The 427-nt window shown below is 61.4% G+C and carries 1 protein-coding gene; it reads right to left on the bottom strand.

The genetic code is table 11. From position 1 onward, the window contains the following. The coding region (locus tag NG99_RS25515) for an IS91 family transposase (RefSeq protein WP_034899290.1) at window positions 1–427 on the bottom strand (427 nt) is incomplete at both ends.

Below are 427 nucleotides of genomic sequence, written 5' to 3'. Positions count from 1 at the left end.
CTGCGCCAGACGCCGTGTTTAACATCGGGGCCACCACGGGTGACTGAGACGTGGATGTGCGGATGCTGGTTGAGCTGACGGCCGTAAGTGTGCAGCGCACAGAATATGCCTGGCTCAATACCCTGCTGGCGTGCCCACTTCAGCAGGGCACGGGTGGCGCAGCGGAACAGGTCATTGAGCAGCGGCCAGTTGTTGTTAAAGAACGGCCACAGCAGGTGGGGCATGGTGAAGGTGATATGCTGCCATTCGCAGTCGGGCAGGACGTGCTGCTGCTCAGCAATCCACTGCTCCGTGGACTTCATGCCGCAGGCGCTGCATGCCTTTGACTTGCAGCTCTGACAGAAGAAGCGGGAGTGGGAACAGTCAGAAGAGGCGCAGCAGTAACGGCGAACGCCCAGGGCGCAGGAGCCACAGGCGAGCATGCGCT

It is taken from the genome of Erwinia typographi, assembly GCF_000773975.1.
GTDB lineage: Bacteria > Pseudomonadota > Gammaproteobacteria > Enterobacterales > Enterobacteriaceae > Erwinia > Erwinia typographi.
The sequence above is the reverse complement of the archived record's forward strand: the minus strand, read 5'-3'. Positions and strand labels throughout refer to the sequence as shown.